This is a genomic window from Paraburkholderia sp. Ac-20336 (genome assembly GCF_017105025.1).
In the GTDB taxonomy this organism is placed as follows: Bacteria; Pseudomonadota; Gammaproteobacteria; order Burkholderiales; family Burkholderiaceae; genus Paraburkholderia.
In genome coordinates, this window is the sequence record NZ_JAAGPS010000079.1 from 1 (window position 1) to 21,698 (window position 21,698).

Annotated in this window: 19 protein-coding genes; 4 read left to right on the forward strand and 15 right to left on the reverse strand. The window is 65.0% G+C overall.

Going from position 1 to position 21,698, the window contains the following annotated elements; all coding sequences use genetic code 11:
• Positions 1–2,310, reverse strand: a 2,310-nt coding sequence (locus GXB81_RS20625; RefSeq protein WP_205990201.1) for a DUF3141 domain-containing protein, incomplete at its 3' end; no start/stop codon positions are given.
• Positions 2,311–2,705: 395 nt separating this feature from the next.
• Positions 2,706–3,464 (reverse strand): SDR family oxidoreductase, encoded by a 759-nt coding sequence (locus GXB81_RS20630; protein ID WP_205990213.1) that lies wholly within the window; start codon positions 3,462–3,464, stop codon positions 2,706–2,708.
• A 95-nt stretch (positions 3,465–3,559) separates the two neighbouring features.
• Between GXB81_RS20630 and GXB81_RS20635 the strand changes: the two genes are divergently transcribed.
• Positions 3,560–4,468: an AraC family transcriptional regulator gene (locus tag GXB81_RS20635; protein ID WP_205990202.1), complete on the forward strand. Its 909-nt coding sequence runs from the start codon at positions 3,560–3,562 to the stop codon at positions 4,466–4,468.
• A 191-nt stretch (positions 4,469–4,659) separates the two neighbouring features.
• Here the strand turns inward: GXB81_RS20635 and guaA are convergent, their stop codons facing one another.
• From guaA to guaB, 3 genes are all read right to left on the reverse strand, one after another.
• A complete protein-coding gene (gene guaA, locus GXB81_RS20640) occupies positions 4,660–6,243 on the reverse strand; it encodes a glutamine-hydrolyzing GMP synthase (protein ID WP_205990203.1) in 1,584 nt (527 codons plus the stop codon).
• A gap of 236 nt (positions 6,244–6,479) precedes the next feature.
• Positions 6,480–7,232: a hypothetical protein gene (locus tag GXB81_RS20645; protein ID WP_205990204.1), complete on the reverse strand. Its 753-nt coding sequence runs from the start codon at positions 7,230–7,232 to the stop codon at positions 6,480–6,482.
• A 6-nt stretch (positions 7,233–7,238) separates the two neighbouring features.
• Positions 7,239–8,699: an IMP dehydrogenase gene (guaB, locus tag GXB81_RS20650; RefSeq protein WP_167045326.1), complete on the reverse strand. Its 1,461-nt coding sequence runs from the start codon at positions 8,697–8,699 to the stop codon at positions 7,239–7,241.
• Positions 8,700–9,106: 407 nt separating this feature from the next.
• On the opposite strand from guaB, the gene GXB81_RS20655 reads away from it, so the two are divergent.
• Positions 9,107–10,084, forward strand: coding sequence for a DMT family transporter (locus tag GXB81_RS20655; RefSeq protein WP_205990205.1), 978 nt, complete (start codon positions 9,107–9,109; stop codon positions 10,082–10,084).
• An 84-nt stretch (positions 10,085–10,168) separates the two neighbouring features.
• Here the strand turns inward: GXB81_RS20655 and GXB81_RS20660 are convergent, their stop codons facing one another.
• Positions 10,169–10,501, reverse strand: coding sequence for an RnfH family protein (locus GXB81_RS20660; RefSeq protein ID WP_205990206.1), 333 nt, complete (start codon positions 10,499–10,501; stop codon positions 10,169–10,171).
• Entirely contained in the window at positions 10,498–10,935 is a 438-nt protein-coding gene (locus GXB81_RS20665; RefSeq protein ID WP_167045318.1) for a type II toxin-antitoxin system RatA family toxin, read from the reverse strand. Before GXB81_RS20665 ends, GXB81_RS20660 begins: the two co-directional genes overlap by 4 nt.
• A gap of 100 nt (positions 10,936–11,035) precedes the next feature.
• On the opposite strand from GXB81_RS20665, the gene smpB reads away from it, so the two are divergent.
• Complete coding sequence (smpB, locus tag GXB81_RS20670; protein WP_167045315.1) at positions 11,036–11,476, forward strand: SsrA-binding protein SmpB; 441 nt, start codon at positions 11,036–11,038, stop codon at positions 11,474–11,476.
• A gap of 263 nt (positions 11,477–11,739) precedes the next feature.
• Here smpB and GXB81_RS20675 read toward each other — a convergent pair whose 3' ends face one another.
• From GXB81_RS20675 to ppsA, 3 genes are all read right to left on the reverse strand, one after another.
• Positions 11,740–12,672 (reverse strand): SPFH domain-containing protein, encoded by a 933-nt coding sequence (locus GXB81_RS20675; RefSeq protein WP_167045299.1) that lies wholly within the window; start codon positions 12,670–12,672, stop codon positions 11,740–11,742.
• Between the two features lie 135 nt (positions 12,673–12,807).
• Entirely contained in the window at positions 12,808–13,263 is a 456-nt protein-coding gene (locus tag GXB81_RS20680) for an NfeD family protein (protein ID WP_167045297.1), read from the reverse strand.
• Positions 13,264–13,447: 184 nt separating this feature from the next.
• On the reverse strand, positions 13,448–15,850 hold the full coding sequence (ppsA, locus tag GXB81_RS20685) for a phosphoenolpyruvate synthase (RefSeq protein ID WP_167045294.1): 2,403 nt from the start codon (positions 15,848–15,850) through the stop codon (positions 13,448–13,450).
• Positions 15,851–16,402: 552 nt separating this feature from the next.
• Here ppsA and GXB81_RS20690 point away from each other — a divergent pair.
• Entirely contained in the window at positions 16,403–17,218 is an 816-nt protein-coding gene (locus GXB81_RS20690; RefSeq protein WP_167045291.1) for a pyruvate, water dikinase regulatory protein, read from the forward strand.
• 55 nt (positions 17,219–17,273) lie between these two features.
• Here the strand turns inward: GXB81_RS20690 and GXB81_RS20695 are convergent, their stop codons facing one another.
• The 5 genes from GXB81_RS20695 to fabZ all read right to left on the reverse strand — a co-directional run bounded on the left by GXB81_RS20695 (position 17,274) and on the right by fabZ (position 21,508).
• A complete protein-coding gene (locus GXB81_RS20695) occupies positions 17,274–18,062 on the reverse strand; it encodes an RNA methyltransferase (RefSeq protein ID WP_167045288.1) in 789 nt (262 codons plus the stop codon).
• Positions 18,063–18,325: 263 nt separating this feature from the next.
• Positions 18,326–18,994 (reverse strand): ribonuclease HII, encoded by a 669-nt coding sequence (gene rnhB / locus GXB81_RS20700; protein WP_205990207.1) that lies wholly within the window; start codon positions 18,992–18,994, stop codon positions 18,326–18,328.
• Entirely contained in the window at positions 18,991–20,160 is a 1,170-nt protein-coding gene (lpxB, locus tag GXB81_RS20705) for a lipid-A-disaccharide synthase (protein WP_167045282.1), read from the reverse strand. The genes rnhB and lpxB overlap by 4 nt, the downstream gene beginning before the upstream one ends.
• A gap of 3 nt (positions 20,161–20,163) precedes the next feature.
• Positions 20,164–20,952, reverse strand: a complete 789-nt coding sequence (gene lpxA / locus GXB81_RS20710) for an acyl-ACP--UDP-N-acetylglucosamine O-acyltransferase (RefSeq protein ID WP_205990208.1) — start codon at positions 20,950–20,952, stop codon at positions 20,164–20,166.
• A gap of 91 nt (positions 20,953–21,043) precedes the next feature.
• The gene (fabZ, locus tag GXB81_RS20715; protein WP_006048683.1) at positions 21,044–21,508 is read right to left on the reverse strand and encodes a 3-hydroxyacyl-ACP dehydratase FabZ; all 465 of its coding nucleotides are present in this window, start codon (positions 21,506–21,508) and stop codon (positions 21,044–21,046) included.
• Positions 21,509–21,698: the final 190 nt, after the last annotated feature.

The window sequence follows — 21,698 nt, forward strand, 5'->3', positions numbered from 1 at the left end:
TCCGAGCATCTGCTGGAAGCGTTGCAGCAGCACCAGCGCGGCCGGATGCATCGTCTCGACGGAACCCGAGACGTCGACCACGGCGGCGAGCGCCGTGTGGCGCTTGTCTTCCGTGTCGAGCAACAGCGGCAGCGTGGCAAGCGCCTGCTGCGGCTCCAGATCGACGATGATCTGCTGCTGGCGCAGCAGCTTCGCGAGCGCCGCTTCGTCGAAATGGCCGAACCGGTCGGTATGCGTGAGCATGTCGAGCACGCGTTCCATGCGCGAGCGGCGCAGATAGCCGCGCGCCTTCGACATCAGCCCGAGCATGCGCACCGCGCCCTCGGCCGCGCCGCCTTCGGTCATCGCCTCGAGTGCGGCGCGCACTTCCGGCAGCGCGCGCAGGTCCTTGCCGCGGCGATGCTCCGCGCCCTGCAATTCGTGGTGGCCGATGCCCTTCATCAGCGGCGAGCCGTAGATCGCATGGAAGACCGTTTCGCGCCAACCGTCGCGCATGCCGCGATACAGATTGAGCTGGTTTTCGACGACGAGCGCGCCGATGCGCTCGAACGCCGCGAACGGATTGTCCAGATCGACGGGCTGACGCTGCGCACGTGCCGTCGCAGCCCACGCCTCGACCGGCTTCATGAGCGGATTCTGGTCCGAGAAGAGGCTGCGGCGCAGACGGATCGGCTGGAAATCGCGCGCGGCCTGCGCGGACTCGGGCGTGACCGCCGCGCGCACGAACGGACGCACGGCCAACTCGTACAGCTCGGTGCCCATTTCCGACAGACGCGCGACGGACGCGAACAGCGCTTCGTCGTCGCGGCCGTCGTCGATGCCGAGCAGGTCGTCGATCGTGCGGGCCTCGAAGCGGATATGCACGCGGTCGGCGGCATCGTCGAGCTTCATTTCGTAGAGGCCGGGCGGCAGGCCGTCGATGGCGCGCAGCGTCTCGGTAATCGCGTCGTGCTCGCGCGTGGCGATCTTCGCCGATACGAAAATGCCGAGATGGCCGATCGACTGATGGATCATGTACACGATGCGCTGGCCGCGCATCTTGATCTCGTCGACATTCGCGTAGAGGTCCGCGATCCAGTTGAGCGCCTGTTGCGGCGGCGTGATGTTGTCGCCATGCGAGGCGAACACGACGATCGGCGAGGTGATGCGGCGCAGGTCGATGGCCTCGCCGCCGAGCCGCGCTTCGCCGCGCGCGAGCCGGTTGCCGACGAACAGGTTCTCGACGATCCAGCGGATTTCGGCCTCGTTCATCAGATGGAAGCCGCCCCACCAGCGCTCGAAGCCGAGATAGCGCGACGCTTCCGAGTCGATGTGCGAATACAGGTGGTAGTACTTTTTGAACAGATGGTTGGCCGGGTCGAGACCCTCGAAGTTGAGCACGAGCCACGCGCCGTCGAACACGCCGTTGCCGAGGTCGGACATGACGAGCGCCGGCAGTGCGCCGCCGGACAGGCCGCCCGTGTAGCGCATCGGGTTCTCGCCGGTGCGGCCCGCCCAGTACGACATCGGCGCGCCGTTGACGACGACCGGACCGGCCAGATCCGGCGCCGATGCCGCGAGCAGCATTGCGGCCCAGCCGCCCTGGCAGTTGCCGATCACCGCGGGCCGGTGCGCGTTCGGATGACGGCGCGCGATCTCGCGCAGGAATTCGACTTCGGCGTCGCGCACGTCGGCCATGGTCTGGCCGGGTTCCGGCACCGGGCGGAACACGACGAAGTAGACCGGATGGCCGCCCTTGAAGGCCTCGCCGACCTGGCTGTCCGGCTTGAAGCCGCCGATGCCGGCGCCGTGGCCCGCGCGCGGATCGATAATCATGAACGGCTGCTTGTCGTCGTCGATCGTCACGTCCGCCGGCGGAACGATGCGCACGAGCGAATAGTTGACCGGCAACGCCAGTTCGCGGCCGTCGATCAGGAGTTCGTACTGGAAGTCGAGCACCGGCGGCATGCCCGCCTTCAGATGCTCGACGTAGTTGTTGCCGCGCTGGCGCAACGTGTCGAGCATCAGCACCTGGCGCTGCACGGCATCGGTCAGGTAGCCGATCCAGTCGGCCATCCAGCTGGCCGGCGCATTCGAGGCCCGCGCGTGCAACTGCTTTAGCTCGTGTTCGATGGTGTGCTGCAGTTCGTCGGCGAAAGCGGCGGCCGCGTGGCGCACGCGGCTGGCCTGGTTCCACGCCACTTCCGACACGGTATTGCCGAATTTACGCTGGTCGGCGAAGGCGCGCAGCAGGGCTTCGCCGCCCTGCCAATAGCGCCCGTACAGCGTTTCGAGAACGTCTAAGCCTTGATCGACACGGCCATCCATCATCGTTTTCTCCATGACTCGTTAGCGTGCGGGTCGGCTCTTTGCGGAGCCAGGCGATCGTGAGCGCAGGGCTCGCCAATCCGCATCACAGTAGTGACGTGTGGTGACAGAGAAGTGAATGCGCGGGATCGTCAGGGCGACTCGCGCGATGAGGCACGCAATGGCGGGGAAATTGGCGGATCGTTCTTTGGGGAGTGGGGGTGAAGTTCGGTGGGTGGCCCGTTGGTAGCCGATTCGTGGCCGGTTCGTGGCCGATTGATGCGGCGTGGTCACGGCTCGGACACCGGAATGTCATTGAAGGGGTGGTAGCAACGGCATGGCCTCATCGGCAACGGCGTCGAACCGCGATGCCGTCGATTGCGCGACCATGCCGTCACGGTGCTGCTTGCGCCTCGCGCTTACGCTACCGCCGCCGGACTCAGCGCGGCCAACGCCACCGCGTCCGCGCCGGCGGGCAAACGAATCGTGCTCGACGGGTCGTGCGCCGCGCGCCACACCGCTTCCGCCACATCCAGCGCCTGAGTGACAGGCCCGGACGATTGCGCCCATCCCGCGAAGACGCTCTGCGCCAGATCGGCGTAGGCATCGGGAATGCCACCCATCCGGGCTCGCGCGTTTTCCCCGAAACGGGTTTCCGGCGCTCGCCCTGGCAACACGAGGTTAACGCGCACGTTGAACGGCTCAAGTTCCAGCGCCAGCGATTCGGTGAACGCGTTGATCGCCGCCTTGCTGGCGGTGTACACCGAGAGCAGATGCAGCGGCTTGAACGTCACACTCGAGGTGACGTTCACGATGACCCCTGCCTGGCGTTGCCTGAATTGCGGAAGCACGGCATGGGTCATCGCCATCGTGCCGAACGTATTGGTCTCGAAGACCTCGCGCACCGTATCCATCGAGGTGCCTTCAAAGGCATTCAGCAGACCGATGCCGGCGTTGTTGACCAGCACGTCGATCGGCCCGGCGGCATCCACGGCGCGGCGAATGCTGTCCTGGTCGGTGACGTCGAGCGCCAGCACGCGCAGATTCTCGGAGCGCGGCAGCACACCCTCGCGCGGCGTGCGCATCGTGGCGATGACCTTCCAGTCGCGATCGAGAAAGTATTGGGCGGTTTCGAGGCCGAAGCCGGACGAACAGCCTGTGATGAGGATGGTTCCCATGCGTGATCCCGGTTGTCTGTGGAACCGACACAATAGATGCGCGGACGCGGACTGCCTACAATCAAAGGTCCACATTTCGCCTTCATTCGTCCACCATGATCGACCCGCTTGCCGAGGTGGTCACGTTGCTTCAGCCGAGGGCCGCGTTCTCGAAAGTGGTCAGTGGCGCCGGGGCCTGGCGCGTTCGCCGCACGGAAGCGGGCCGCCCCTTCTACTGCGCGCTGCTCGGCGGCTCGTGTCGCCTTGCCGTCGACGGCCATGAGCCGATCACGCTCGTGGCAGGTGATTTCGCGCTGGTTCCCTCGGCGCATGGCTTCACGATGTCGAGTCTCGATCTGGCGACAGCGGAGGACCTCGACACCGAGCCCATCGCCCTGCCCGACGGCGAATTCCGTCTCGGAAGCGAAAGCGGCTCGCCCAATGCGCGCTGGCTGGTTGGTTACTGCGTTTTCGGTTCGCCGGATACGGCCTTGCTTGTCTCGCTGCTTCCGCAACTCGTGCATGTGCGCGGCGAGAAGCGGCTGACGGCACTCGTGGAACTCGTCAACGACGAATCGCGTGCGAGACGCCCCGCACGCGACATGATCCTGGAACGCCTGCTGGAAGTGCTGCTGATCGAAACGCTGCGCTCCACGGCGAGAACCGGCGCATCCCCTGGCCTCTTGCGCGGATTAGCCGACGAGCGCCTCGCCGCCGCGATACGGCGGATGCACGAGAGTCCCGCCCAGCCCTGGACGGTCGCGCAGTTGGCCAAAGAGGCCGCGCTTTCGCGCTCGGCGTTCTTCAAACGCTTCAGTCAGACCGTCGGGCTCGCGCCGATGGAATATCTGCTCACGTGGCGCATGGCGTTGGCCGAGAGCCTGCTGCGGCAGAAAGCCAGCATTGCGGATGTAGCGCAGCGGGTTGGCTATAGCTCGGCGAGTACGTTCAGCATCGCGTTCACGCGTCATGTCGGGCTGCCGCCTCGGCGGTATATGCTGGAGCGGGGGGAATTGGTGCGGTAGTGGGGGTGGGTTATGTGATGCGATGTGTCGAACGTCGGCTCGGACTCGGGTCGACGTGGTTTCAGACCGGACGGTGGTTTAAGTCGGGATGGTAAATGGGACGGTGTTAATCCGGGTTCTTGGTTTTTGTCGCCGCTTCTACCGCCAACCTGTCTTGCAGGTTGGCGGTAGTTCAGGAACAACGTCCTGATTTACTCCCACTCAATCGTCGCCGGCGGCTTCCCCGATATGTCATAAACAACCCGGTTAATCCCCCGCACCTCGTTAATGATCCGGTTCGACACGTGCCCAAGCAGTTCATGCGGCAGATGCGCCCAGTGCGCGGTCATGAAGTCGAGCGTCTGCACCGCGCGCAGCGCGACCACGTACTCGTAAGTACGCCCATCGCCCATCACGCCGACGCTCTTCACCGGCAGGAACACCGCGAACGCCTGGCTCGTCAGGTCGTACCAGGACTTGCCGGTTTCCTTGTCGATGGTGTTGCGCAGCGTCTCGATGAAAATCGCGTCCGCGCGGCGCAGCAGGTCCGCGAAATCGCGCTTCACTTCGCCGAGAATCCGCACGCCGAGGCCCGGGCCCGGGAACGGATGGCGATACACCATCGAATGCGGCAAACCGAGCTTCACGCCGAGTTCGCGCACTTCGTCCTTGAACAGTTCGCGCAACGGTTCGAGCAGCTTCAGGTTCAGCGTCTCGGGCAGGCCGCCCACGTTGTGGTGGCTCTTGATCGTCTGCGCGGCCTTCTTGCCCTTACCCGCCGACTCGATCACGTCCGGATAGATCGTGCCTTGCGCGAGCCACTTCGCATCGGTCAGCTTGCCGGCCTCGGCCTGGAACACCTCGACGAATTCCGCGCCGATGATCTTGCGCTTCGCTTCCGGATCGGTCACGCCGGCGAGCTTGCCGAGGAACGCCTCGCTCGCGTCGACGTGGATCACCTTCACACCGAGGTGATCGGCGAACAGCGCCATCACCTGCTCGGCTTCGTTCAGGCGCAACAGACCATGATCGACGAACACGCAGGTCAGCTGATTACCGATCGCGCGATGCAGCAGCGCCGCCGCCACCGACGAATCCACGCCGCCCGACAGCCCCAGAATGACGTGCTCGTTGCCGACCTGCTCGCGAATCTTCGCGACGGCTTCGTCGATGTAGTGGCCCATTTCCCAATCGGCCTTCGCGCCGCAGATCTGCAGCACGAAGCGTTCGAGCATCGCGCGGCCCTGCACCGTGTGCGTGACTTCCGGGTGCCATTGCAGGCCGTAGAAGCGGCGCTGTTCGTCGGCCATCGCGGCGATCGGGCACGACTCCGTCGATGCCATCAGCGCGAAGCCCGGCGGCATTTCGAGCACCTTGTCGCCGTGGCTCATCCACACCTTGAGCATGCCGTGGCCTTCGGGCGTGTTGAAATCGCTGATGCCTTCGAGCAGGCTCGTATGGTTGCGCGCGCGCACTTCGGCGTAGCCGAATTCGCGCAGATGGCCGATGTCGACCTTGCCGCCGAGCTGCTGGGCCATCGCCTGCATGCCGTAGCAGATGCCGAGCACCGGCACGCCGAGTTCGAACACGGCTTGCGGCACGCGCGGCGTGTCGTCCTCGGTGACCGAGCTCGGGCCGCCCGAGAGAATCACGCCCTTCGGCGCGAAGTCGCGGATAAACGACGCGTCGACGTCGTACGGATGGATTTCCGAATACACGTTGGCTTCGCGAACGCGACGTGCAATCAGTTGGGTGACTTGCGAACCGAAGTCGAGGATCAGGATCTTGTCATGCATGGCAGCGGACGGAATCAGAAGTGAGCGGATACGGAATGCCGCGCGCGAGGCGCGGCGTCGAATTCAAAGCGTTCAAGGCGATCCGCGCAACAGCGGCGGAACCGCGACGCGAACATGAAACACCACGATGGAGCGCACTGCAAAACACCCTGGCACGGCCAACGCCTTTGCCGGCAGCCTGCGGCGCGCGCGAACGAAACCCGGTAGCTTCGGCGGACAGCGTGGCGCGCGGCGCGTCAGCCATGAAACGGCGGCCGGGACGTGCCGGACGCGTCGCCCGGTGCAGCCGCGCCGGGATTGACGGCGCTTGCGGCGCCACCGGCCGATGCGGCAGCCGGCGTGGCAGGCGATGTGGTGGATGCGGCAGCCGCGGGATTGACGGGCCGCGTGGCCGGCATCACAGGCTCGATGACCGGCTCGGCGCGATAGGCCGGAAAGCCCGCCGAGACACCGGGCTCGCGCACGCTGTCACGTTCGAGATCGCGCCGCCGTGCGGCTTCGCTGCCGGCCTCTTTCTCCGCCTGCCTGTCGGCACGCTTGTCGGCTCGTTTATCGGCTTTGCCCGAAGAGGAATTGGCAACGATCCCCTTCTCGCGCCGCCGCACCGCGCCCGCCAACCGCACGCCGCCCAGGCCGATCAGCACCAGCACGACACCGGCCAGCACCGAGACGATCTGCCCGAAGCCCGTCAGCGACGGCGAACGCAGGCCCAGCAACCAGACCAGCATCAGCACGCCGGTCAGCCAGTGCACATGGCCGACCACCTTCGCGACCGTCGACGTCATCGCCCCGTCGAACGACGCATGCACCGCGAGCCACGCAAGCCCGATCAGCGCGACGCCGAACGCCTGGCCGATCAACGCCGGCTGCGTTTGCACCAGTTGCAGCGCGTTGTACAGCGAAGTCCACGGCGTCAGCAGGAACAGCAGGCCGAACGCCAGCAGCAACAACGCATCGAGGATCAGTACAACGCGCAGCAATGGCTTCATGGGCGTTTAGTCCACGTGATAGTTGGGCGCTTCCTTGGTGATCTGCACGTCGTGCACGTGCGACTCGCGCAGGCCCGCGCCGGTAATCTGCACGAACTCGGCCTTCTCGTTCATCTCGGCGATGGTGCGGCAGCCGCAATAACCCATGCTCGCGCGCACGCCGCCGATCAGCTGGAACAGGATCGCATTGACCGAGCCCTTGTAGGCGACGCGCCCTTCGATGCCTTCCGGCACGAGCTTGTCGATATTCGCCGAGTTGTCCTGGAAGTAGCGGTCCGCGGCGCCGTCCTTCATCGCGCCGACCGAGCCCATGCCGCGGTACGACTTGTACTGGCGGCCCTGGTACAGGAACACTTCGCCCGGCGCTTCTTCGGTGCCGGCGAACATGCTGCCCATCATGACCGCGCTCGCGCCCGCCGCCAGCGCCTTGCTGACGTCGCCCGAGAAGCGCACGCCGCCGTCGGCGATGACCGGCACGCCCGTGCCCCGCAGTGCTTCGGATACGTTCGAGATTGCGGTGACCTGCGGCACGCCGACGCCGGCGACGATCCGCGTCGTGCAGATCGAACCCGGGCCGATACCGACCTTGACGCCGTCCGCGCCGTGCTCGACGAGCGCCTTCGCGGCCGCTGCCGTCGCGATGTTGCCGCCGATCACCTCGACGTGCGGGAAGTTCTGCTTGACCCACTTGACGCGCTCGAGCACGCCCTTGCTGTGGCCGTGCGCGGTATCGACGACGATCACGTCGACGCCGGCCTGCACGAGCAGCTCGACGCGCTCTTCGTTGTCCGCGCCGACGCCGACCGCCGCGCCCGCGCGCAGCTTGCCGTGTTCGTCCTTGCATGCGTCCGGGTGCTCGGTCTGCTTCGTGATGTCCTTGACGGTCATCAGGCCGCGCAGCTCGAACGCGTCGTTGACGACGAGCACGCGCTCGAGGCGGTGGTGGTGCATGAGCGCCTTCGCTTCGGCGAGCGGTGTGCCTTCCCTGACGGTAACGAGGCGCTCGCGCGGCGTCATGATGCTGCGCACCGGCTCGTCCAGACGCTCCTCGAAGCGCAGGTCGCGGTTCGTGACGATGCCGATCAGTTGCGCGCCTTCGACGACCGGGAAGCCGGAAATGCCATGCTGGCGCGACAGCGCGATCACGTCGCGCACCTTCATTTGCGGCGGCACCGTGATTGGATCACGCACCACGCCCGACTCGAAACGCTTGACCTTGGCGACCTCGCGCGCCTGCTCGGCCGGCGTGAGGTTCTTGTGAATGATGCCGACGCCGCCCATTTGCGCCATGGCAATGGCGAGGCGAGCTTCGGTAACGGTGTCCATCGCGGCGGACACGAGCGGCATGTTGAGGGAGATGTTGCGGGTCAGCCGGGTCTTGAGGCTGGTGTCGCGCGGCAGAACGTCGGAGAAGGCCGGGACGAGGAGCACGTCATCGAACGTGAGTGCTGTTTGGATCAGACGCATGGCAAATCCTATAGGCGCAAAAGCGAATTATACGCGATACCTCCCCGGATTTCACTGCGCGAACAGCAGCTTAGCGAATTTCAGGCGATTTTTTCCGGTTTCCGGGGCCGGTCATTTCGCTTGCCCGTTCGCGCCGGTTTCAATCGGGTTTCGTTTGTGCGTTCACAGGCACGCGAGGGGGAAACGGCGGGTAGCGGTGAATGGCCTCGGCAGCCTGAGCTGTGCGAAACGATCGAAGCGAACGGAGCAACCGGCGCAAGCGTGCCGAAAAAACCGCCCGCCAGCCCGCAACGGTCCCGAACGACCCAAAACGGCTCTCGACCGCCCGAGTGCAGGATCGAACAAGACGCACCACCCGCCGAACGGCTATTCTGCGGACCATTCCAGTTTTCTTGCAGGGGCAGTCGATGCAGCGCGGTGTGGCATATGGGGTAATGGCCGGGGCCTTATGGGGCATGATCTTTCTGGTGCCGCGCGTGCTGCCCGACTTTTCGCCGCTGCTGATCGTCGCGGGCCGCTACACGATGTACGGCCTCGTTTCGCTGGTCGCCGTGCTGCCGACGGCGCGCTCGCTCGCCCAACGCCTCACTCGCGAAGACCTGATCGCGCTCGTCAAGCTCGCGCTCGTCGGCAATATCGCCTATTACCTGCTGCTGACGGCGGCGGTCCACCTGATCGGCATCGCGCCGGCATCGCTGATCGTCGGCGTGCTGCCGGTCACGGTCACGCTGATGGGCCGGCGCGATCACGGCGCGGTGCCGCTTGCGCGCCTCGTCTGGCCGCTCGCGACCGTGACGGCGGGCATCGTCTGCATCAACGTCGACGTGTTCACGGCGGCGGGCGCCACGCCGGTGAGCGTCGCGACACGGCTTATCGGCGTCGCCTGTGCGGTCGGCGCGCTCGTCTGCTGGACGTGGTTCGCGGTCGAAAACGCCCGCTATCTGCAGCGTCAGACGCATTTCAGCGGCAACGAGTGGTCGGTGCTGTGGGGTGTCGTGACGGGCGCGCTCGGCGCGACGCTGTGGCTCGTGATTGCGGTGCTGCCGTCGGGCGGTCCGCTCGGCGAACCGGCGCCCGCGCGCTGGCACACGTTCTGGCTGCTCAATCTCGCGCTCGCGGTCGGCGCGTCGTGGCTCGGCAACGGCCTGTGGAACGCCGCGGCGAAACGGCTGCCGCTCACGCTGTCCGGCCAGATGATCGTGTTCGAGACGCTGTTCGCGCTGCTCTACGCGTTCATTTACGACCAGCGCCTGCCGCGGCCGCTCGAACTGGCGGCGATCCTGCTGCTCGTGGCGGGAGTCTGCTGGTCGGTGCGCCGGCATTCGGACGGCGATGCGTCCGGAACGACGCCTATCGAGGACAAGGCGCAGGCTTCGGCGCATTGAGAAAAAGCGCGCACCGCCGCGATACAGGAACAGCGATACAGGGACGGCGATAACGCCCTGCCGGGCGCGCGCCGCCGCCCTCGCCTAACGCGAATCCTTGTTCAGCCAGCGGCGCCCTTCGATCGAGCCCGCCTTGCGCGTCTTCTCGACGCGGCGCTGGCGCGACACCTTCGGGTCCACGAGCAGCGGCCGGTAGATTTCGACGCGGTCATGATCGGCGAGCACCGTGTCGAGCGGCCTGAGCTTGCCGAACACGCCCACCTTCTGCATGGCGAGATCGATCGACGGGAAACGCCGCAGAATGCCGCTCGCGTCGATCGCCTGCTGCAGCGTCGCGCCCGCGGGCAACTCGAGCGCAATCAGCGTTTGCGCTCCGGCCAGCGCGTAGCAGACCTCAACCGACAGCCGCGCGCTCATGCCTTGCCGTAGCGCTGATCGGCGCGCTTCACGAAAGATTCGACGAACGTATTGGCGATGTGATTGAACACCGGGCCGATGATTTTTTCGAGCAGGATGCTGGTGAATTCGTAGTGCAGTGCGAATTCGATCTTGCATGCGTCGGCGCGCAGCGGCGTAAAGCGCCAGAAGCCGGTGAACTTGCGAAACGGGCCGTCGGCGAATTCCATGTCGATGCGCGTGGGCCGCTCCATCGAGTTGCGCGTCGCAAAATGCTGCTTGATGCCCTTGAAGTTGATGTCGATCCGCGCCTCCATGCCGGTTTCGTCCTGGCGGCGAATTTCGACGCCCCCGCACCAGGGCAGGAAATTGGGGTAGTCGGCGACGTCGGTGACGAGGTCGAACATCTGTTCCGCCGAATGGCGAATCAACACGGTTTTCTGGACATCTGCCATAAATTGAACAACGCGTGGCAAGGGTGGACGAGCGCGGCGGGCTTTCCTTGCCCCGCTTTGCTAAAATCGTGATTTTAAACGAGTTGGGCGCTTTCCATTCATGAGCATTATCGACAACAGAAAAGCCTTCTTCGACTACTCGGTCGAGGAGCGCTACGAAGCCGGACTCGTGCTCGAAGGATGGGAGGTCAAGGCCTTGCGCGCCGGGCGCGGCCAGATCAAGGAAGGCTACGTGGTGATCCGCAACGGCGAGCTGTTTCTGATCGGCACGCACATCAGCCCGCTGCCCGAAGCGTCGACGCACATCCACCCGGATCCGGTCCGCACGCGCAAGCTGCTTTTGCATAGCGAAGAAATCAGCAAGCTGATCGGCAAGGTCGAACAGCGCGGCTATACGCTCGTGCCGCTCAATTTTCACTACAAGAACGGCCGCGTCAAATGCGAGATCGGCCTCGCCAAGGGCAAGAAGCTGCACGACAAGCGCGAGACCGAGAAAAAGCGCGACTGGGAGCGCGAAAAGGCGCGTTTGATGCGTTCGTGAGCGTGGGCGCACGGTCGCGCCACCTGCGCCCATGTAAAGACTGTGCTGCGGCGCGGCTTCGGCGCGCCGGCTTCATTCACCGCTTCATTTGCCGATTCGTTCGCGGCTTCATGTGCTGCCTTGTCGACCGCCCCGCGCGCACCGGCGCCCCGCCTTCAGCAAGGCTGAGAATCCGCAACAGGAAAATGGCCCGCATCCCGATGATTGCTGGCCATTTTTTGCGGGAAACCGCCAGTTCTCCCAGTGCCTGCTCCTGACTCCCGCTAGGCCGAAGCGGGCCCGCCCTTGCCCTTGTTCACGATCGTCAGCGCCGACGCGATCATCGAACTCATGTTCGACATATCGCCCGGCACGATCAGCGTCGTGCCCTGCTTCGCCAGATTCGCGAACGCATTCACATACTGCTCCGCCACCTTCAGATTCACGGCCTCCATCCCGCCGTTCGACTGGATCGCCGCCGCGATCTTCTGGATCGCCTGCGAGTTGGCCTCGGCCACGGCCAGAATCGCCGCTGCCTGACCTTGCGCCTGGTTGATCGCCGCCTGCCGTTCGCCCTCGGACTTCTGGATCGCCGCCTCGCGCCCGCCCGATGCGATGTTGATCTGCTCCTGCTTGCGCCCCTCCGACGCCGCGATCAGCGCGCGCTTCTCGCGCTCGGCGGTGATCTGCGCCTGCATCGCGTGAAGAATCTCCTTGGGCGGCGTCAGGTCCTTGATCTCGTAGCGCAGCACTTTCACGCCCCAGTTCGCCGCCGCTTCATCGAGCGACGACACGATGCTGTGGTTGATGAAATCGCGCTCTTCAAAGGTCTTGTCGAGTTCGAGCTTGCCGATGACCGAGCGCAGCGTGGTCTGCGAAAGCTGCGTGATCGCGAACACGAAATTGCTCGACCCGTAGGACGCCTTCATCGGATCGGTGACCTGAAAGTACAGCACGCCGTCGACCTGCAACTGCGTGTTGTCGCGCGTGATACACACCTGGCTCGGCACTTCGAGCGGGATTTCCTTCAGCACGTGCTTATAGGCGACCCGGTCGACGAACGGAAACGCGAAGCTCAAGCCCGGCGTCAGCGTCGCATGATAACGGCCGAGGCGCTCGAGCACCCACGCATGCTGCTGCGGCACGATCTTGATGGTCTGCGATGCAAGCACGATCACGACGATCAGCAGCACCGCCCCGACGATGGTTGAATCCATGTTGCTACCCTCCGGTCCGTGGTTTGAATCGTTCTACGCAGGTTAATGCGCTGGCGTTTTTTGATGCTGATGCTTCTGATGCTGATCTGTCAGTGAGATTCGCGGGCCCGCATTGCCCCGCATGGCAATCGCCCCTCAGGCCGCCGGTGCGCCGGCAGGCTGCGAACGGCTCGCCACGACGATCAGGCGGCTACCGCGCAACTCCCGGATCTCGTAGACCTGCGCATCTTCGGGCTCGCCCTCGGCCAGTTCGACGTCCCATGCCGCACCGCGATAGGTCGCGCGCGCCCGGCGCTCGTGCCACGCCGGCACGTTCAGCGTCTGACCGATATCGAGATTGACGTCGGGGTTGCGCGACGCCTGTTCGCGCTTGCGCCGGCCGAAACGCGAGCGCCGCAGCAGCACGACTGCCGCGAGCGCGACCACCGCGGCAATCGCGAACTGCGCGTCGGCGGCCGCGCCGGCAATATGCGCCAAGGCCGCCGCGACACAGCCGAGCGCGATCATCAACAGATAGAAGGTGCCGCTCATCAGCTCCAGCACGACAAGCACACCCGCCCCGATCCACCAGAACAGTCCACCAGGCGCCACGGCGACCTCCACAAAGCAAAACACCCCGGATCTACCGGGGTGTTTATAGCACGAAGCGGGCGTGTTCAACGGGCGCTACCGCGCATGTCCGCGCGTTGCCGATTCGTCGCAGCTCGCGCCATAACTCGCGCTGCAACTCACACCGTGCACGCCGCCCGACAGGCGGCCTGCACGGCTTCGCCGCTTACTGCTTCGACTTCGCCAGTTGCTGCCACGTCTCGATGATCGTGTCGGGGTTCAGCGAGATCGACTTGATGCCTTCGTCCGTCAGCCATTGCGCGAAGTCCGGATGATCCGACGGCCCCTGGCCGCAGATGCCGACGTACTTGTTCAGACGCAGGCAGGTTTCGATCGCGCGCTTCAGCATGAACTTGACCGCCGGATCGCGCTCGTCGAAATCGACGGCGAGCAGTTCCATGCCCGAGTCGCGGTCGAGGCCGAGCGTGAGCTGCGTGAGGTCGTTCGAGCCGATCGAGAAGCCGTCGAAGTACTGCAGGAACTCTTCGGCGAGGATCGCATTCGACGGCACTTCGCACATCATGATGAGGCGCAGGCCCTTCTCGCCGCGCTTCAGGCCGAACTTCTCGAGCAGCCCGACCACGCGCTCCGCCTGCTTCAGCGTACGCACGAACGGCACCATGATCTCGACGTTGTCGAGGCCCATCTCTTCACGCACCTTCTTCAGCGCGACGCATTCCATCTGGAACGCTTCGGCGAAGTCTTCCGCGATATAGCGCGATGCGCCGCGGAAGCCGAGCATCGGGTTTTCCTCGTCCGGCTCGTAGCGCGAACCGCCGATCAGCTTCTTGTACTCGTTCGACTTGAAGTCGGACATACGCACGATGACGGGCTTCGGATAGAACGCCGCCGCGATCGTCGCGATGCCTTCGGTCAGCTTGTCGACGTAGAACGCGCGTGGCGACGCGTGACCGCGCGCGACGCTTTCGACCGCCTTCTTCAGGTCCTGATCGACGTTCGGGTACTCGAGGATCGCCTTCGGATGCACGCCGATGTTGTTGTTGATGATGAATTCGAGCCGCGCGAGACCCACGCCTGCGTTCGGCAGTTGCGAGAAGTCGAAGGCGAGCTGCGGGTTGCCGACGTTCATCATGATCTTCACCGGAATCGGCGGCAGTTCGCCGCGCTGCACTTCGGTGACTTCGGTTTCGAGCAGACCGTCGTAGATCTTGCCTTCGTCGCCTTCCGCGCACGACACGGTGACGAGCGCGCCGTCCTTCAGCACGTCGGTCGCGTCGCCGCAGCCGACCACGGCCGGCACGCCCAATTCACGCGCGATGATCGCCGCGTGGCAGGTGCGCCCGCCCCGGTTCGTGACGATCGCCGAGGCACGCTTCATGACCGGTTCCCAGTTCGGGTCGGTCATGTCGGCGACGAGCACGTCGCCCGGCTGCACGCGGTCCATTTCCGACGGATCGTGGATCACGCGCACGGGACCCGCGCCGATCTTCTGGCCGATCGCGCGGCCCGTGGCGATCACGTTCGACTGGCCCTTCAGCTTGAAGCGCTGCTCGGCCTTGCCCACGCCCTGGCTCTTCACCGTTTCCGGACGCGCCTGCAGGATGAAGATCTTGCCGTCGCGGCCGTCCTTGCCCCACTCGATGTCCATTGGACGCTGGTAGTGCTTCTCGATAATGACCGCGTACTTCGCGAGTTCGATCACGTCTTCGTCGGTGATCGAGAAACGGTTACGCTGCTCGTGCGGCACGTCGACGGTCTTCACGCGGCCCGGCTCACCGGCCTTCGTGAATTCCATCTTGATGAGCTTCGAGCCGATCGAGCGGCGGATGATCGGGTACTTGCCCTGCGCGAGCGTGGTCTTGAAGACATAGAACTCGTCCGGATTCACGGCGCCTTGCACGACGGTCTCGCCGAGGCCATAGCTCGACGTGATGAAGACCGCGTCCTTGAAGCCCGATTCGGTATCGAGCGTAAACATCACGCCCGCCGCGCCGACGTCCGAGCGCACCATGCGCTGCACGCCCGCCGACAACGCGACTTCAGCGTGCGTGAAGCCCTTGTGGACGCGATAGGAGATCGCGCGGTCGTTGTACAGCGACGCGAACACGTGCTTCATGCGGTCGAGCACGTCGTCGATGCCGACCACGTTGAGGTAGCTTTCCTGCTGACCGGCGAACGAGGCATCGGGCAGGTCTTCCGCGGTCGCGGACGAACGCACGGCAAACGAGAGCTCTTCGGGCGAGCTCTTTTGCAGCGTGTCGAACCCTGCGCGAATGTCAGCCTCGAGCTGCGGCTGCAGCGGCGCGTCGACGATCCATTGACGGATCTCCTTGCCCGCTTCGGCGAGCGCCTTCACGTCGTCGACGTCGAGTGTTTCGAGACGTTTGGCGATGCGTTCGGTCAGATTGTTGTGCTGCAGGAAGTCGCGGAAAGCCAGCGCCGTGGTGGCGAAACCGGTCGGCACGCGCACACCGGCTTCGGCGAGCTGGCTGATCATCTCGCCCAGCGACGCGTTCTTGCCGCCGACGATTTCGACATCGGTCATCCGCAACTGCTCGAACGGAACTACATACGCCTTGTCCTTTGCGACGGTAACTGCGTTAGTCATACAAGCCCCTAAGTGTGAAAGAAATTCACGGCTGTGCAAGTGGGCTTGAACACGGGCGGCCCATTGGAAGCTCGACCCCGTGCCTTGCACAACCTGTTGGAGAAGCAATCGCGATATCGGGAGCGTGCGGCCCCATGCGTGCTGCGCGCGGATGCTCGATAAAACACACGATTGAGCGGACTTGCCGCCCGATCTCCCGTGTTCAGCGCCCATTCGCGGCGGATAGCGCGGCGTTGGTCGACCGTTCGCGGTGAGTTAGACGCCAATCGCCTGCAATTGCTTATCCAACAGGTTGCCGCTATTCTACCGTGCCGACTCCTGAAATGTGGCAGTCGGACGAGAATTGCGCCTCGAATCGCGCCCGGCCCTGGCCTGCGGGCTTTTGCGAGGCTGCGCCGCTTCCCGCCCGAGGCCGTGGTACTGGCAGACTCTGCGCCGGCCGCCGCGGTTCAGCCGCCGGAGCGCCGCCCCGCGGCGGCGCGGTTCGATTCGGGCGCGCTTTACCGCTCACGCTTCCCGGCCCGTTTGTCGCTCACGTTCAAAGCCCCACTGATGCCGCCCACCGTATTCATCGTCTCAGACGGTACCGGGATTACTGCCGAAACCTTCGCGCATTCGATCCTCTCCCAGTTCGACCAGAAATTCCGCCTGGTTCGCGTGCCTTTCGTCGATTCGACCGAGAAGGCCTACGCGACGCTCGAAAAGATCAACGAGGCGGTCGTGCAGGAAGGCCGCCGTGCAATCGTCTTCACGACGCTCGTCGACAGTTCGTCGAACAAAATCGTCAAGGGCTCGAATGCGCTCGTGCTCGACATGTTCCAGACCTTCGTCGAGCCGCTCGAGCAGGAGCTCGAACTGAAGTCGAGCCACGCGATGGGCCGCGGCCACCAGAACGCCGACACCGAGGAGTACAAGAACCGGATCGAAGCGATCAACTTCTCGCTCGCGCACGACGACGGTCAATCGAACCGCAATCTCGCCGACGCGGACGTGATCCTCGTCGGCGTATCGCGCAGCGGCAAGACGCCGACGAGCCTTTATCTCGCGATGCAGTACGGCGTGAAGGCGGCGAACTATCCGCTGATTCCCGAGGACTTCGAACGCGGCAAGCTGCCGACGCCGCTGCTCGAACATCGGCAGAAGATGTTCGGGTTGTCGATCGATCCACAGCGGCTGTCGGAGATCCGCAACGAGCGGCGGCCGGGCAGCAAGTACGCGGCACTGGAAAACTGCCGCTACGAAATCAACGAGGCCGAAGCGATGATGCGGCGTGAGGGGATCAAGTGGCTGTCGTCGACGCACAAGTCGATCGAGGAGATCGCGACGACGATCCTGCAGGAGATCAAGCTGGACCGCTCGTCCTACTGAGCGCAGTCGCGGCGGCGGAATGGAACCGCTGCGACGGCTACGGCGGCACTCGCGCCTACGCCTTCCGCCCGCGCCGCTGACGGCACTGCTCGAATACGCAGACAGCTGCCGCCGCGGCCACGTTCAGCGACTCCATCCCGCCCGGCTGCGGAATCGTCACGCGCAGCGACACGGCATCGCGCCAGGCCTGCGACACGCCCGCCCCTTCATTGCCGAACACCCACGCGAGCGGTCCACCCAGATCGCAATCGTAGATCGCCTCGGCGCCATGCGAATCGGTGATGACGATCGGCACCGCGAGACGTTCGATCAGCGCGTTCGTGTCGACGTCCTCGTGAATGTGCAGCAGGAAATGCGCGCCCATGCCCGAGCGCAGCACCTTCGAAGACCACGCGTACGCCGTGCCGGGCGCACAAAACACCTGCCCGATGCCCGCCGCCGCCGCGCTGCGCAGAATCGAGCCGACGTTGCCCGCATCCTGCACGCCGTCGAGCACGAGGCAGTTCTGATCGACACGCTCGGGCAGCGGCGTATCGAGCTTCTCGACCAGCAGCAGAATGCCGATGCCATGCACGACGTTCGAGAGCTGGCCGAACAGCGCATCCGGCAGCGTGACGAGCCGGTGATCCTCGATGCGCGACACGATGGCCTGCGCTTCGTCGTGACGCAGCGCGCCGTCGGTGACGATGCACAGTTCCGGCTGACCGGCGACGTCGAGATACGCGCTCGCGAGATGAAAACCTTCGAGCAGCGCATGGCCGCTGCGGCGCTGTTGATGCGTCGAGCCGGCCAGTGCCTTCAGGCGCTTGTAGAGCGGATTGTCCCGCGAGGTGATGGCTTTCACAGGCAGCGAAGGCGAAGAAAAATGGAAAAAGAGTGGATAGCGCGAGAGCGCCGGCCGTATTTTATGCCGTGCTCAACAAGCAGCGCCTGAAAGGCGCTCAGGAAGTACCCAGGCGGTACCTAGGCATCATCCCGGTGCCTTCCGAAATGCGGTTATTCACGCGACGCCCGTGCCGCGTTCATGCGGTACTTCATACAGCAGCGAATTAGCCAGGTGTCTTGCCGGGCATCGCGCTTGCGCCGACCTGCGCCGCCGTGGATGGATCAGCGCACCGGCACAACAACGACACCCGTGCCGAATCGCTGATACGCCTCGCGCACCGGCGCGAACGAACGCCGATGATGCTCGCAAGGCCCATGCTCGCGCAGCGCCGCCAGATGCTGCGGCGTGCCGTAACCGGCATGCGCGTCGAAACCGTAGACGGGATAGGCCTCATGCAGTTCGAGCAGCATGCGGTCGCGCGTAACCTTGGCGAGAATCGACGCGGCCGAAATGCTTTTGACGAGCGCATCGCCGCCGATCACCGCTTCGGCGCGCATGGCGAGCGTCGGGCAGCGGTTGCCGTCGATCCTCACGAGCGTCGGCACGACCGACAGCCCCTCCACCGCGCGCTTCATCGCGAGCATCGTCGCGTGCAGGATGTTCAGCGAGTCGATTTCCTCGACCGTTGCCGATGCGATGCAGTAGGCGAGCGCCCGCTCGACGATCTTGTCGTACAGCGCCTCGCGCTTTTTCGCGGTAAGCGCCTTCGAATCGTCGAGACCGCGAATCATCGGCTTGTCCGGATCGAAAATTACCGCCGCCGCGACGACCGGGCCCGCGAGCGGCCCGCGCCCGGCTTCGTCGACGCCGCAGACGATGTCGTCCGCGTTCTCGAAGTTCAGGCCCGCCTGGGCCGTGGTCTTGCGGCGCGGCGCGCGTGCCGTGCTCATGCCCGCCCCGCCCGCCGGTCGACGACGCTCGCCACGACTTCCGCCGCCCGCTGCGCGGTGTTCTGCTTCAGCACGTGGTGCATCTCCGTGAAGATTTCCGTCAACGTGCGCCGGTTGGACTCGTCGCGCAGCTGTTTCAGCGTCGCCTCGGCGAGCGCCTGCGGCGTCGCGAAGTGCTGCAGGATCTCGGGCACCACGAAGCGCCCCGCCAGAATGTTCGGCAGGCCGACGTACGGCAGATAGCCCTGGCGGCGCATGATCTGGCCGGTCAGCCAGGGCACCTTGTAGGAAATGACCATCGGCTTTTTCAGCAGCGCGGCTTCGAGCGTGACGGTGCCGCTCTTCACGAGGATCGCGTCGGCGGCCGTCATCGCGAGCTGCGACTGGCCTTCGGTGATGGTCAGCGCGAGGCCCGGATGCGCCTCGACGAGCGGCTGCAGCTGCGCGCGCAACGCGGGCGTGGCCGCCGGCATCACGAAGCGCACGCCGGGCTCCTGGTGCTGCATCATCTCCATTGCCGCGAAGAACGTCGGGCCGATCAGGTCGATCTCGGAGCGCCGGCTGCCGGGCAATACCGCGATCACCGGACCGCTTTCGGCAAGACCGAGCGTGCGGCGCGCGCCGAGCGTGTCGGGTTCGAGCGGAATCTGGTCGGCCAGCGGATGCCCCACGTACGATGCCGCGACGCCCGATTTTTCGAGCAGCGCCGTTTCGAACGGGAACACGCACAGCATGTGGTCGACCGCCTTGGCGATTTTCTTGATGCGCCCGCCGCGCCACGCCCAGATGGACGGACAGACGAAGTGCACGGTCGGAATGCCGGCGTCGCGCAGCGCATGTTCGAGCCCGAAGTTGAAATCGGGCGCATCGACGCCGACGAACACCGACGGCGGCTCGGCGAGCAGCTGGCGCTTCAGTTCGTTGCGAATGCCTAGGATTTCGGGAATGTGCCGCAGCGCTTCGACGTAACCGCGCACCGTAAGCTTTTCCATCGGCCAGTGCGCGTCGAAGCCCGCGGCCATCATGCGCGGACCGCCGATACCGTAGTACTGCGTGCCGTCCGGCAGGCGACTTGCGAGGCCGTCGAGCAGCGACGCAGCGAGCAGATCGCCGGACGGCTCGCCGGCCACCATCGCGACGCGCAGCGGGCTGGGTTGCAACGCCATCGTCTAGCGGATGATGCCGCGCTGCGACGTTTCGACGAACGCGAGCAGCGTCTGCACCGGAGCGTCGCCGTCGCCGCCGGCGGCGGCGAGTTCGCGCAGTTGCACCTTCGCCTCTTCGAGCGACAGGCCGTTCTTGTACAGCACGCGATACGCCGTGCGCAGCACCGAGATCGCATCGGCCGAGAAGCCGCGGCGGCGCAGGCCTTCGACGTTGATGCCGTGCGGCTCCGCCTTGTTGCCCGCGGCGATCACGTATGGCGGGACGTCCTGCACGAGCGCCGACGCGCCGCCGAGCATCGAGTGCGCGCCGATGCGCACGAACTGGTGCACGCCCGACATGCCGCCGATGATCGCGTGGTCGCCGATCGTCACGTGGCCGGCCATCTGCGCGTTGCTCGACAGGATCACGTTGCTGCCGACGTGGCAGTCGTGGCCGATATGCACATAGGCCATGATCCAGTTGTCGTCGCCGAGCGTCGTGACGCCCGCGTCCTGCACCGTGCCGGTATGGATCGTCGTGAATTCGCGGATCGTGTTGCGGTTGCCGATCACGAGTCGCGTCGGCTCATCCTTGTACTTCATGTCCTGCGGACGGCCGCCGACCGATGCGTAATGGCCGATGCGGTTGTCTTCGCCGATCGCGGTGTGGCCTTCGATCACGCTGTGCGACCCGACCGTGCTGCGCGCGCCGATCGTCACGTGTGCGCCGATCACGGCATAGGGGCCGACTTCGACGGATTCGTCGAGTTGCGCGCCCGCTTCGATGATCGCAGTGGGATGAATCCTGCTCATGCGTCCTCGCTTCTGATTCTGTTGCGTTGTCTGGATGGGCGTGCCACGGACCGGCCGCGCGAATCGCGCCGCCGCGTGCCCGCCAAACGGCTCAGGCGTCCTTGTCCGTGTGCCGCACCGCGCACATCAGATCGGCTTCCGCCGCCACGACTCCATCCACTTCGGCACGCGCCTTGAACTTCCAGATGCCGCGCATGTGACGCTCGAACGTGCAGTTCAGGATCAGCTGATCGCCCGGCTCCACCACGCGCTTGAAACGCGCGTTGTCGATGCCGACGAACAGGTACAGCGTGTTCGACGGATCGCTCGGCTCTTCCGAGAACGTCAGCAGCGCCGCGGTCTGCGCGAGCGCTTCGAGAATCAGCACGCCTGGCATCACCGGCCGCGTCGGGAAATGTCCCTGGAAATACGGCTCATTGATCGACACGTTCTTCAACGCTTTGATGCTCTTGTGCGGTTCGAGTTCGAGCACCCGGTCGACCAGCAGGATCGGATAACGATGCGGCAGCAGCGTGAGAATCTTATGAATGTCGAGATTGATTTTTTCGGTGCTCATGGTGTTTCTGCTCACGCGTTGAATGCGCGATGATGACTGCGGATGCTGGTGCAGGTAGGTTGAAAACGCGCGCGGCCGGCGCCCGCGAGGTCCGCTGCGACAAGGGCGGCGGCCCTGCCGCCCGGTCACGGCAACCGGCTCTGCTTCATGATGCTCGCCCGCTATTTTACGCGGTGCCGGCGCGCCGCCG

Coding starts and splice junctions, on each gene's coding strand:
- GXB81_RS20630 (WP_205990213.1), bottom strand. CDS start 3,464: ATGGGAACCATCCTCATCACAGGCTGTTCGTCCGGCTTCGGCCTCGAA.
- GXB81_RS20635 (WP_205990202.1), top strand. CDS start 3,560: ATGATCGACCCGCTTGCCGAGGTGGTCACGTTGCTTCAGCCGAGGGCC.
- guaA (WP_205990203.1), bottom strand. CDS start 6,243: ATGCATGACAAGATCCTGATCCTCGACTTCGGTTCGCAAGTCACCCAA.
- GXB81_RS20645 (WP_205990204.1), bottom strand. CDS start 7,232: ATGAAGCCATTGCTGCGCGTTGTACTGATCCTCGATGCGTTGTTGCTG.
- guaB (WP_167045326.1), bottom strand. CDS start 8,699: ATGCGTCTGATCCAAACAGCACTCACGTTCGATGACGTGCTCCTCGTC.
- GXB81_RS20655 (WP_205990205.1), top strand. CDS start 9,107: ATGCAGCGCGGTGTGGCATATGGGGTAATGGCCGGGGCCTTATGGGGC.
- GXB81_RS20660 (WP_205990206.1), bottom strand. CDS start 10,501: ATGAGCGCGCGGCTGTCGGTTGAGGTCTGCTACGCGCTGGCCGGAGCG.
- GXB81_RS20665 (WP_167045318.1), bottom strand. CDS start 10,935: ATGGCAGATGTCCAGAAAACCGTGTTGATTCGCCATTCGGCGGAACAG.
- smpB (WP_167045315.1), top strand. CDS start 11,036: ATGAGCATTATCGACAACAGAAAAGCCTTCTTCGACTACTCGGTCGAG.
- GXB81_RS20675 (WP_167045299.1), bottom strand. CDS start 12,672: ATGGATTCAACCATCGTCGGGGCGGTGCTGCTGATCGTCGTGATCGTG.
- ppsA (WP_167045294.1), bottom strand. CDS start 15,850: ATGACTAACGCAGTTACCGTCGCAAAGGACAAGGCGTATGTAGTTCCG.
- GXB81_RS20690 (WP_167045291.1), top strand. CDS start 16,403: ATGCCGCCCACCGTATTCATCGTCTCAGACGGTACCGGGATTACTGCC.
- rnhB (WP_205990207.1), bottom strand. CDS start 18,994: ATGAGCACGGCACGCGCGCCGCGCCGCAAGACCACGGCCCAGGCGGGC.
- lpxB (WP_167045282.1), bottom strand. CDS start 20,160: ATGGCGTTGCAACCCAGCCCGCTGCGCGTCGCGATGGTGGCCGGCGAG.
- lpxA (WP_205990208.1), bottom strand. CDS start 20,952: ATGAGCAGGATTCATCCCACTGCGATCATCGAAGCGGGCGCGCAACTC.
- fabZ (WP_006048683.1), bottom strand. CDS start 21,508: ATGAGCACCGAAAAAATCAATCTCGACATTCATAAGATTCTCACGCTG.